At 34.8% G+C, this 12,242-nt stretch carries 12 protein-coding genes; 8 read left to right on the top strand and 4 right to left on the bottom strand.

The annotated features are described in order from the left end of the window. Nucleotides 1-9: 9 nt before the first annotated feature. The 3 genes from dacB to purM form a co-directional block, all read right to left on the bottom strand. Nucleotides 10-1,434 (bottom strand): D-alanyl-D-alanine carboxypeptidase/D-alanyl-D-alanine-endopeptidase, encoded by a 1,425-nt coding sequence (dacB, locus tag KF816_14445; GenBank protein ID MBX3009216.1) that lies wholly within the window; start codon nt 1,432-1,434, stop codon nt 10-12. Nucleotides 1,435-1,443: 9 nt separating this feature from the next. Beyond that, nucleotides 1,444-2,802, bottom strand: a complete 1,359-nt coding sequence (locus KF816_14440) for a YchF/TatD family DNA exonuclease (protein MBX3009215.1) — start codon at nt 2,800-2,802, stop codon at nt 1,444-1,446. Between the two features lie 66 nt (nt 2,803-2,868). Then, a complete protein-coding gene (gene purM, locus KF816_14435; protein MBX3009214.1) occupies nt 2,869-3,864 on the bottom strand; it encodes a phosphoribosylformylglycinamidine cyclo-ligase in 996 nt (331 codons plus the stop codon). A 128-nt stretch (nt 3,865-3,992) separates the two neighbouring features. Here purM and hrcA point away from each other — a divergent pair, with 128 nt between their 5' ends. From hrcA to coaD, 8 genes are all read left to right on the top strand, one after another. Next, the gene (gene hrcA / locus KF816_14430; protein MBX3009213.1) at nt 3,993-5,090 is read left to right on the top strand and encodes a heat-inducible transcription repressor HrcA; all 1,098 of its coding nucleotides are present in this window, start codon (nt 3,993-3,995) and stop codon (nt 5,088-5,090) included. Nucleotides 5,091-5,115: 25 nt separating this feature from the next. Then, complete coding sequence (locus tag KF816_14425; protein MBX3009212.1) at nt 5,116-5,700, top strand: nucleotide exchange factor GrpE; 585 nt, start codon at nt 5,116-5,118, stop codon at nt 5,698-5,700. A gap of 92 nt (nt 5,701-5,792) precedes the next feature. Next, complete coding sequence (gene dnaJ / locus KF816_14420; GenBank protein MBX3009211.1) at nt 5,793-6,914, top strand: molecular chaperone DnaJ; 1,122 nt, start codon at nt 5,793-5,795, stop codon at nt 6,912-6,914. Nucleotides 6,915-6,956: 42 nt separating this feature from the next. Continuing rightward, a complete protein-coding gene (locus KF816_14415; GenBank protein ID MBX3009210.1) occupies nt 6,957-7,460 on the top strand; it encodes a helix-hairpin-helix domain-containing protein in 504 nt (167 codons plus the stop codon). Nucleotides 7,461-7,486: 26 nt separating this feature from the next. Continuing rightward, nucleotides 7,487-8,044, top strand: coding sequence for a hypothetical protein (locus tag KF816_14410; protein ID MBX3009209.1), 558 nt, complete (start codon nt 7,487-7,489; stop codon nt 8,042-8,044). A gap of 13 nt (nt 8,045-8,057) precedes the next feature. Then, entirely contained in the window at nt 8,058-8,972 is a 915-nt protein-coding gene (locus KF816_14405) for a hypothetical protein (protein MBX3009208.1), read from the top strand. 3 nt (nt 8,973-8,975) lie between these two features. Further along, entirely contained in the window at nt 8,976-9,521 is a 546-nt protein-coding gene (gene rsmD, locus KF816_14400) for a 16S rRNA (guanine(966)-N(2))-methyltransferase RsmD (protein MBX3009207.1), read from the top strand. A 55-nt stretch (nt 9,522-9,576) separates the two neighbouring features. Then, entirely contained in the window at nt 9,577-10,056 is a 480-nt protein-coding gene (gene coaD / locus KF816_14395; GenBank protein ID MBX3009206.1) for a pantetheine-phosphate adenylyltransferase, read from the top strand. An 81-nt stretch (nt 10,057-10,137) separates the two neighbouring features. On the opposite strand, the gene KF816_14390 is transcribed toward coaD, so the two are convergent. Continuing rightward, on the bottom strand, nt 10,138-12,225 hold the full coding sequence (locus tag KF816_14390; protein MBX3009205.1) for a sodium:solute symporter family protein: 2,088 nt from the start codon (nt 12,223-12,225) through the stop codon (nt 10,138-10,140). Between the last annotated feature and the right edge of the window lie 17 nt (nt 12,226-12,242).

Here is a 12,242-nt window from a genome sequence, read left to right as displayed (position 1 = left end):
GTTTTTCTATTAATAATGTTTATAAATTAAGCGGACTATCTCGTCAATTAGATTTTTAGGCTTGCTCTGGTTACCGGTAAAATTCTGAATAAAAATCGAAAACGCTATATTCTTGTCTGTTTCAGTTTGTAAATATCCGCTCAATGTTGTAGTCCCCCGTAACGATCCAGTTTTGCCTCTTACTTTTCCCCTTAGCTCGCTGCTGTTCAATCTATTTCTCAATGTACCATCAATTCCAGAAACAGATAGTGAATTATAAAATAGGGAATAAGACTCCGGCGATGAATAGTACATATGTTGAAGCAATTTTCCTGTTAAAGCGGTTGAAGTTAAATTGTAATAAGAAAGACCGGAACCATCCACAATTGAGTAGCTCTCTGGATTTTCATCAAGGAAACTGATTAATCTTTCAACGTATTTTTTCCCGTCTACCGCTCCAGATTTGTCTCCCGTTTTATGATAGGGTATTGAGCGGAGCAGTAATTCCGCACTAAGATTATCGCTAGTCTTATTAACATTGTTTATTATTTTATCAATCTTGCACTCATGGTTAGCCAACTCCCATACGTTAACTGGTGTTTTGAGAGTATCCAACTTGCCGCTAATTGTGATGCCTGCGGATATGCATCTTTCTTTAAATAATTCTAAGAAGTATAAAGTTGGATTAAAAATATTAACTGTAGTGGAATAATTTTTTGCTCGAACCCCAATAGAACCTCTAATAGTAATTTTGTTGGATCTGTTTAGCCATTTACGGGAAACAGATAATCTATTTTTGTAACCTCTATTAACAGTTGCTGAGTTTTGTATCTCAAGAATTTCAGTTTCAGGATCGGTTCGCACTAAAGGTTTTTTTCCTACCTTAATTGGTTCAACAATAATTTTTATTGAATTGTCGTTAATAGAGAGTGGAGAAAAGTAAGCGGCAAATGAGTATGGATCATCATCCCACATCCACCCTTCACCCCAGAAGAGTGAGTCCATCATTGAAACATCTGCGTAGATATTGCCAGTAATTCTAGTTATACCTGATGAAAATAGCTGGGCAATTAGTGTATCAAGATTATTTGTATTAAAATCGGGATCGAAACCCCCTTTGATAAAAAGGTTTCCGGTAAGTGTTTTATTCTGCAGAGTTCCATCTGTGTATACCGCGGTTTTAAATTTTCTTTCGGTGCCTAAAAATTTTATTGCGGCAGCAGTAGTAAATAATTTTTGCACACTCGCCGGTCTGAATAATTTTTGACTATTGAAAGAATAAATTTCCTCTCCAGTCAAAAGATCAATAGCGTTTATTGAGATTTGAGCGCGATTAAAAAATTTATTTTGTAATACTGCATCAATTGATTTTTGAAGTTGATTATTTTGTGCTGAGATCTCAGCGAAACCAAAAATGCAACAAAATAATGAAATGAAGGTGATTAGTTTTTTCACTCTGTTCTCTTAAAAATACTCACGTTCACGGAAATCTACCCCGACTTCCTCAGTCACAAACTTTTTTGCCGCTCCGGTATCAATCTCATTTAATCCAACAATTGACAGCACAACATGTGTATAGTTTTTGGCTTTACGGGCAAAGTCGATCATCTCTTTATGTAGCGAGGGATCTACTCTCATTAATTTCCCATATTGTTCGGGATCGGTTGAATTTAGTGAGATGGAGACTGTATCTATCAATCCACTAAGCTCTGGGGTAATATCTTTTTTATTAATAAAATTGCCATGTCCATCGGTATTCATTCTGGTGCGGCCGCCATTATCTTTCACAAATTTGGCAACTTGTTTTACCACATCCCATCTTATGGTTGGTTCGCCATATCCGCAAAACACAACTTCTTTATATTGTTTGGGATCTCCCATTTCATTTATATAAACTTCTACATTGGGCTCTTGAGCTTTGGTCATCTTTAAACTATATCCATTAATAACGGCTTCCCCTTTTCTATCGCAGAAAATACAATCGGCATTGCATCGGTTTGTAACATTAATGTAAAGTGAATTTCCAATTTTGTAAGTAAAGCTTAAATCCGGTTTCATCCCAATCCCAAAAAGTTTATATGCGTTGTACGATGTAGTTCTCGCAATATCTTCAGTAGTTAAATTATGAATTGCCGCAATTTGATCGGCAACTAATTTTATATAAGAAGGTTCATTTCTTTCGCCCCGATGCGGGATTGGTGTCATGAATGGGGAATCAGTTTCAAGTAAAAGATTTTCCGGGGCAATGCGACTAACTATTTTTCTTAGAGTATCTGCCTTTTTATAAGTGATATTTCCAGTAAAAGAAATATAATGTCTCATCTCTACAAGTTCACGCGCATCCTCAACAGTCCCCGCAAAACAGTGAAATTGAGCCCGCAGTCCGCTGTCTTTATATTTTCTAATAATACTCATAACATCGGTATCAGCTTCTCTATTATGAATTATTACGGGGAGTTTTAATTTAAGGGCAAGTTCTATCTGAGCTTCGAATGCTTTTATTTGAATTTCCTTTGGAGAAAAATCATAATAGTAATCTAATCCAATTTCACCAATGGCAACTACTTTTTCATTTTTAGCGAGTTGTTCAATCTTATCTATTAAGGAGTCATTCCACTCTTTTGTATCGTGTGGATGAATACCAACAGACGCATATACCATTTCATATTTTTTTGAAAGTTCTATTGCTTGAACTGATGAAGCTAAATCGGTGCCGGGAACTATTATGTAATCAACTCCCGCATCTCTAGCGTTCTTCAATATATTATCAATCTCACCATTAAAATTTGGGTAAAAAAGATGGGCATGAGTATCTATAAACATTTTTACTTTCGGCTATTGTTTTAAATTATCAACTTTATATTAACTAAAGAATACGATGAATTCAGTCTAAATAATCTCCCCAATGACAATTGCTTTCTCATTTATTGTATTACAAATCGAAATAGCTTTTTCTACATCCGTTGGGGAGATTACCGCGATTAATCCAATACCAAGATTGAAAGCTTTTCTCATCTCCTCATCAGAAATATTTCCTGTCTTCTGAATTAAATCAAAAATTGGTAATGTATCCCATGCTTTCCAGTCAATATTAATAGATAAATCTTTTGGCACAACGCGTTTTGTATTCCCGATTATTCCGCCGCCGGTAATATGTGAAAATGCTCGCACTTCTAACTTTTCTTTCAACAATGAGATGATATGAAAATAAGATTTGTGAATGCTTAATAATTCCTCACCAATCGATTTATCAAATCCTTCCGGTTTATCATTAACGCTAAATTTTTCAAGTAAAACTTTTCTTGCCAGTGAATATCCATTTGTATGCAATCCTGTTGAAGGAAATCCAATAAGCACATCTCCCCGTTGAACATTTTTTCCATCAATTATCTTATCTCGTTCAACAATACCCACTATAGTCCCGGAAATATCATATTCATCTTCCGTATATAAGCCGGGCATCTCGGCAGTTTCTCCCCCAATAAGAGCAACGCCATTTTCTCGGCAGGCTATCGAAAATCCTTTAATAATCTGTTCTGCCTTTTCGGGTATTAATTTTCCAAACGCCAGATAATCCATAAAGTATTGAGGTTCGGCTCCGCATACAGCAATATCATTAATGCAGTGGTTTACCAAACATTGACCAACGGTATCATGTTTATCGAGTTTAAAGGCTATTTTCAATTTTGTACCAACACCATCAACGCTGGAAACCAGAACAGGATTTTTCCACTTTTTTAAGTCAATTTGGTAGAAAGCCCCAAAGTGTCCAATTCCTGAAAGGACATTATTATTAAAAGTAGATTTCGCATGAACTTTAATTCTCTCAACTGTTTCGTCTCCCGCTTGAATATCAACGCCGGCAGATTTGTAAGTATTGTCCAAATTTACTCCTAATTCAAATATTGAGTGCAAATATAAAAATAAATAAGCTTTTTATCGGTTCTCATCGTATGTTGGTTAAGAAACCTGCAGATAAATTTTTATGTTCAACATCTTGTTTTAATTCAAAAATGAAATTTTTGTGGGATTTTAATACCTTTGGGTTCAAAATTTTAAAAAATGATGTAATGATAGAGTATCAATTAAAAGATCGTGAGAAAGCAATACTGCGGTTTGTGATTCATCAATTCATTCTTACCGCAAATCCGGTAGGTTCCCGTAATATTTCCAAGAAGTTTGATATTGGATTATCGCCGGCATCCATCCGCAATATTATGTCCGATCTAGAAGATATGGGACTCCTCAACCATCCTCACACTTCAGCCGGAAGAATTCCAACTGATAAAGGGTACCGTTTCTATGTTGATTCTTTAATGGATCCTCCTAAGATCGATGAAAAAACAAAACAGCTAATTGATAATAATATTGAAAAAGGGATCTCCTCCGATACCGAAGATCTGTTAAAACTTACATCAGCCATATTAAGTAATTTAACAAACCAAATTGCGTTAGTTACTTATCCAAAATTTGAACAGGCTATTTTAGAAAAAATACAAATTGTACAACTCTCCTCATCTCGTATTTTAGTAATTGTAAGCGTAAAATCGGGACCGGTTAGGACTATAACACTTGAGATTGACGCGGAAGTTAGTGAACAATTAATTCTCTCGGTACAGCAGTTCTTAAATGAAAAATTGAGCGGTCTCAGGTTTGTTGAAATTAGAAATACTTTTGGGGAAAGAATAAAAGATTTTAATCATGAAGCATCACGTCCAATTGTTAGAGTATTTCTCGATTCGGTTGATAAAATTTTTACCGATCAAACTCAGAATGACGCAATAATTTCGGGGACTAAAAACTTATTAAGTCAACCCGAGTTTGAGCATATTAGTCAATTCGAGAGCATTATTGAATTGGTTGAAAACAAAGATATTATTATTCACATCCTTGACGATAAAAAAAAGAATGATCTTACTATTACTATTGGGAATGAACACAATGAGGAAAAGTTGAATGAGTATAGTCTTGTTCAAAAAGAATATAAGATTGGAGATTTAACTGGAATATTAGGAATTATGGGACCCAAACGTATGGATTATTCCCGTGTGGTTGCCGCGCTGGTATATATCGCCGAACAATTAAATAAAGAATTAACAAAGCAAATATAAATTAATGGAACAAGCAGGAAGCAATATGAACGAAGAATTAAATGATAAAGAAAAATCAGAAAATAAAGACACTAAAATTCCTATAGAGGGAATTGATGATTTAGCTAACGAAGATGTGATTGAGGAACCAAATGATAAATCAGCCTCAAACGAAACTGCAGCAAAAATTGAAGAACTAGAAAAACTTAATTTTGAGTTAAAAGATACATTGCTGCGGAAAGTAGCAGAGTTCGAAAACTACAAGAGAAGAACTGAAAACGATCAACTCAATCTTTTAAAATACGCGGCTGAATCTTTTATCAAAAACATGCTTCCAATTTATGATGATTTGGAAAGAACTGTTGCGCATGTTGATGATGAAAATAATTTTGAGCAGACTAAAAAAGGAATATTGTTGTTGTTTGAAAAATTTGGCAAAGCTCTAGAAAACCAAGGTGTAAAAAGAATTGAAGCCAAAGGAACAAAATTCGACGTAGCTCTTCATGAAGCGTTGATGCAGCAAAATGTTGAAGGTGCAGAGCCGCATACTGTCCTGGATGTCATTGAGCAAGGATATATTTATAAAGATAAAGTAATTCGTCATGCTAAGGTAATTGTAAGCGGCGATTAATTTTTTCAGAGTTGATAATAAAATATAATAAATCGAATATATAAAATGCAGCAAGCGTCATTATTCGAGCGAAACAATAAGGAAGGTTGAAGATGAGTAAACGGGATTATTATGAAATTTTAGGGGTATCCAAAACAGCATCCCAAGATGAAATAAAAAAGTCGTACCGAAAATTAGCAATGCAATTTCATCCTGATAGAAATCCAGGTGATAAAGCCGCGGAAGATAAATTTAAAGAAGCGGCTGAAGCGTATGAAGTATTGAGTAATGATGAAAAAAGATCAAAATATGATAAATATGGGCACAGCGGTTTGCGCGGCGGCCAGGATTTCCACGGTTTTAATGATGTTAATGATATCTTTAGCCATTTCTCTGATATTTTTGGAGGAGCATTCGGCGGCTCATCAATTTTTGATGATTTTTTCGGCGGCTCAACATCATCTAAAAGATCGAGACAACGCGCTACAGGTACACCAGGCAACGATTTAAAAATTACAATTAAATTAACATTGGAAGAGATCGCATCGGGTACAACCAAAAAAGTAAAAATTAAAAAATATAATAAATGCTCAACTTGTAATGGAAGCGGCGCAAAAAGCGCTTCAGCATTTAAAACTTGTTCGGTATGTAACGGAACTGGTGAATTGCGACAGGTCTCAAAATCTATCTTTGGTCAATTTGTTAATATTGCTCCTTGTAATAATTGTAGCGGGACAGGCAAAATTATTTCGGACCCTTGTTCCGATTGTTCTGGCGACGGTAGAAAAAATGATGAATCAACTATCAAAATTAATGTACCCGCTGGCGTAATGGATGGAAATTATATGACGCTTCGTGGTGAAGGTAATGCGGGTAAACATGGCGGTCCGGCTGGAGATATAATTGTACTCTTTGAAGAATTGCCTCACGATTATTTTAGGCGTGAAAATGATGACATTATTTATGATCTGTTTATAAGTTTTCCAGAAGCTGTTTTGGGCACCGAAGTCGAAGTTCCTACTTTAAATGGAAAAGCCAAACTCAAAATTGAACAGGGCACTCAATCGGGCAAATTCCTAAAAATGAGGGAAAAAGGAATTCAACACCTTAACAGCCATGGTGCAGGAGATCAACTTGTTAAAATAAATATTCATGTTCCTAAAAATGTTAACTCAAAAGAGAAAGAACTTTTAAAAGAATTACAGAAGCAAAATAATATTAAAGTTGAAAAGTAATTTTTAGCACTTGTTTCTTGTTTAATGTAAAAGGGGGGCTGCATGAAAACAAATTTTAAATTATTGAAAAAAATTGGATTTACTGATTTAGAGGCAAAAACTGTTTTAGTTTTAATTGTACTTTTATTGATTGGCATAGCAGTTAAGCATTTCAAAAATAGGCCTGGAAATTTTAGCAAGCTAGAATTTGATTATTCAAAAGAGGAGAGCTTATTTGAAAGATCAATGAATTTGGAAGGTGATGCTGATAGTACCTTTTTTTTTGTTGAAAAAAGTATTGATTCTAAGCATGAACTTTTGGATTTTAGACAGCACGAAAATAAGCAAAAAACCGGGTCAATAAATAAAATTGATGTTCCAATTAATATTAACGATGCCTCAATTGAAGAATTGGTTCATTTACCCGGGATTGGTGAAAAAACAGCTCTTTCTATTTTTAATTACCGGATAAAAAAGGGCAAATTTAATAAGATTGAAGAGCTCCTAAATATTAAAGGGATCGGAAAAGCAAAATTTGATAAGATTAAAAATCTTATTACGATCTAAATGAAATTTTAACACTGGAGGAATAAATGAAGAACAAAGGCGAAGCTTGGTACATCCATTCTATATTATATGTTATAATCGCCATTTTAGTTGTGGTCTTAATTAAAGTTGCGTACATAGACCCTAGTGAAGTGATAGAGCAGGAAAAAACTTACAAGCAAGAATCTCGTTTGAGAATGGAAAATATCCGCGAAGTTCAAAAACTATGGCAGCTTAAATTTGGGAAATATACCGATAACCTCGATAGTTTAATAACATTCGCTAAGACAGATCCAAGCATCGAAAAAATTAAAACCGGTGTTGATACTCTTACCGGTAGATCTACTAATCCTTTCCGTAATCTTTTGGTCGGTTCATTTGTCCCAGATTCACTCTATTTCTCACCCAAATCGCATAAGTCCTACTTATTGCAGGTAGATTCTTCTGAACAGGCAGATACAATTATTGACAGAAGAGGTAAAATTCTAAAAATAGAAACCGTTAAAACCACCGGCAAACGATATTATATCGCATGCCCTGATGGATACGGAACAATTGGTGATGTTGATAACGATGCTCTTAAAAACACCGCATCCTGGGAATAGAGTTTAAACAGCTGTGTTCAATAATCACGCTGGTATAAATTTAGCTGAAACCAAACTGCAAATTGTTGAGATAACGTATAAGACAAATTCTTTTTACTTGGAGAATGTTGATCAAACATTTCACACAGAGAAGCTAGATCCTTCTGTGTCAGAATCGAAGATGATCAGCATTCTTCAAGAATCTTTCAAACGCATCTCCAAAAAAAAATCTCTTATCTCTAAAAATATTTCCTTTGCAATCCCTAATAATTTCTTTAAAATTTTTGAAGTCCCTTATGATGACAGCCTCGTAAAAAAGGATTTATATGATCATTTTAGGTGGGAAATTTCAATTCTATTCCCCGATTGTGATCCTGATAATTTTTATATTCAACATATCCAGGTAGATAAGACGGAAATACGTAAGGAAAAATGCGCTGTAATATTCGCAATAGATAAAACTATTGTATCTGTAATAAATAAATTTTGTCTCTACAATAATCTAACTCTAAAATACATCGACAATGCACATTTAGCATCTAATGCATTTTTATATCTCGATAAAAAAAATGAAGAGAGAGAGTTATCCTTAAGTATCTATATCGATCAAAATTATTCCTCGATCGCCGCTCTCGAAGGGGTGCATCCATTCTATTTTGATGTTATTAGACCCCCCGTTCAAAATATTTTTGATTCCTTGATTTCGTCTATTTCTAAAATTGAGGCATTCAATCTTTCAATTGCAGATTTCTCCAGTGTCTTCTTTTATGGGCAGGATTTAACCGAGGAATTTGAATCAAAAATGAGAAGTCACTTCAATATCCCTATTAAAAAGATTGATCCATTCGAAAGATTAAAAGTTGATGAAGCGGTATACAACAATACATTTTATAAAGTTAAATCCAACTCATTTACCGCTGCCGCGGGGATAGCTATAAGAATAATTTAATAAATGAGAATAATTGCTGGAATATATAAGGGGCGAACAATCAAATTCCCTAAATCTAACCTAGTGAGGCCAACTACAGATAAGGTGAAAGAATCCCTATTTAATTTTTTGATAAATAGAGTGGATTTTGAAGGATTAGTTGTTTGTGATATTTATGCCGGTTCCGGTTCTTTAGGATTGGAAGCGTTAAGCAGAGGAGCCGCGCAAATTCACTTTGTTGAAAAAGATTATCATGTTTCTAAAATGCTCCAAGAAAATATTAACTCGCTTAATGCCGCGGAAGAATGCACAATATTTAAAATGGATTCAATTCGATTCTCGAAATTAGCCAATCATATTAAATATGATATCATTTTTGCCGATCCCCCATTTTTTAAGTATGATATTCATGAAGCTGTAAAAAATATTTTACAGAATGATTTTTTGAATGATGAGGGAATGATAATTGTTGAGAGGTCTATTCAAACACAGAAGGAAGATGTTGAAGCCTTTGGGATTGAACCTTTTAGAAGGATTGGAGATAGCCTGATTTTTATCTTCACAAAATGATAATTTGGAAAATTTGGGATTGTTGACAATATTTAATTATTAAAGGGAGAATAAAATGGCAATTGTAATCTATCCCGGAACATTTGATCCGGTAACTAATGGTCATATAGATATTGTAAATAGAGCAGTAGAATTGTTTGAAAAAGTGATTGTTACTGTTGCCCGTAATCCTGGTAAAACTCCATTATTTACCGTTGAGGAGAGAGTTGAAATGCTCAATGAGAGCTTAAAAGAGTTCTCAAGAGTAGAGGTCGATTCATTTGATGGTTTAGTAGTTGATCATGCGAGACATCTTGGAGCGGTGGGAATAATAAGAGGTTTACGCGCTGTAAGTGATTTTGAATATGAATTTCAGATGGCGTTAATGAACAGGAAATTAGCCGGTGAAATAACTACAATTTTACTTATGCCACATGCAAGATATACGTACCTTAACTCAACTATTGTTAGAAATTTAGCTCAGTTTAAAGGTAATGTGTCGGAATTTGTTCCCCCATTAGTTGTAGAAAAATTAAATAAGAAATTTGGTTCATAATTTAGAAGTAATTCAGAACTGAATGAAATAAAGCATAAAAAATACCCGGAATTTATAATTAAAATTCCGGGTATTTAAAGATTACATTTCTTTTTCGGCAGTAAGGTATCTACCCTCAACAAATTGACTATTCGTCAAATGTTCTTTATTCAGATAAACAACACCATCCTCTTCGTGAGGTTCGCCATAAACTGTATGAATAGATTTCAATCCACCTAAGTACCATCTTGCGTCACAAAGATAAACTAAATCACCAGGTTCAGCTTCCATTTTCTCCATATCTTTCTTGGAGAAATTTGCTGTATCTGAGTCATCACTTTTCTTTCGCCAAATAATTTTTATTGTTTCACCCTCTTTTTCATTGAGTTTTCTACCCTTAAACATTTCTTTAGCTCTGTGAATTGACCATGCGGTTAAACCCTCAGTTCGAGCAGCCGGATCATACTTTATGTAATATGTGGAAATTAAGCCAATCAAAAATGTCATTATTAATGTAAGAGGAAGAGAAACCACCAATGGGGCAATATTTCCAATAACCATAACAACAACTAAAACTGTATATACAATTGTAGAGATTATCATAGCTTTATGGTTTTGCATTTTCTTCATGCGGGTTGAGATTTTTGAGAAGGGTTTCTGCAAAAGAGTAACAGTTACGCCCACAAAGAGACATACGAAAATATTATAAAGCGCACCGATATAAGTATATGGATGAACCGGGTCCATTGGGGTCCCATGATCGAATGGAGAAATTAAAATTCCCGGATAATAAGCGCCCAAAATCATTAATGATGAACCGCCCAGAACGGTTGCAATTACACCAGCCGGTGTAAATTTTTTCCAGAATACTCCTAGGAAGATAGCAATGACTAATGGAGGTGTTAATGTTGAATGGAAAAATCCATGCGCTTCATAAACTGTTGGATAAGAATTAAAGGGTATAACCGCCAACACGCCAAGTACTGTAAAGAATGCTGTGGCTACTCTGGCTATAAAGAGAAGTTTTTTCTCATCAATTTTAGTTTCTTTTTTTCTATTTGAGAGCCATCCCTTTAATGGTCGGTGAACATCATTTACATATACTGCGGCGCAAGCATTCAACAATGTATTAATAGTAGACATAAGCGCCGCGGTTAAAGCGGCTATTACAAATCCAAAAACACCGGGACCAGTAATTATGCTTGAGACAACTACAAAAATATAATCTGGTTCTGTATTTGCTGGTAATGGTGATGAACTTAACCCGGACATTGCTTTTGCTATCCATCCGCCTCCGCTTACAACAATAGCCGAAATTGGAAGCATAAATAATATATTAAAAGTTGCGGCTTTTCTTCCCTCATCAACACTTTTAGCCGACATAAATCTCATTATCAAGCCCATGTTCATGAAGAGAAATCCAATTGAGCCGGCAATTCCATCCTGCCAAAAAATACCCACAAAATTAAAATCGGATGGTTTATTAAAATGAGCTAGAGGTAATTTCCAATCAACTGGAAGAAGGTTCCAGAATATATGCCATCCGCCCACATAATCAATACCTAATACAAATACTAAAAGTCCGGCAAATAAAAGCATCATTCCCTGAACTAAATCTGTAAATAAAACAGCTATTTGTCCGCCAAAAGTTGTATAGGTGCCGGTTATGAATGCGATTACGATTATCAATCCCATTAAAGTAACTTCAATTTCAAAACCAAAAATGGAAAGTGTGTGAGGCATTAATGGATAGATAGCTTTTCCCATAGTTAATAAACCGATTCCGATATATCCAACCAAGTAAAGGAGCTGAAGAATCGTTACAAAAAAACGGGCGGAAGGGCTGAATCTCCTTTCAAAATATTCGGGTACGGATCTGATTTTTGAATAAACAACAATTGGAAGCCAGCCGAATAAAAAGAAAGGGACAAAAAACCAGTCATTCATATAAGCCATTGATGAGGAAAATCCATATTCCCATGCTTTGGCAGAATATTTAACAAAACTATGACTGCTTACGCCGGTTGCCACAATTGAAAAAGCAATCAACCACCATGCGAATCGTCTGCCACCAAAAAAGAAATCGTTTGTGTTGTGATTATACTTGCCGAAATAACTTCCAAATAAAAGAATAGCAACTAAATACACCACCATTACAACCCAGTCGGTCTGGGTACCCATTACTTGAATTTTATCCATAAATTATT

It is taken from the genome of Melioribacteraceae bacterium, assembly GCA_019638015.1.
Taxonomy (GTDB): Bacteria; Bacteroidota; Ignavibacteria; order Ignavibacteriales; family Melioribacteraceae; genus JAHBUP01.
The sequence above is the reverse complement of the archived record's forward strand: the minus strand, read 5'-3'. Positions and strand labels throughout refer to the sequence as shown.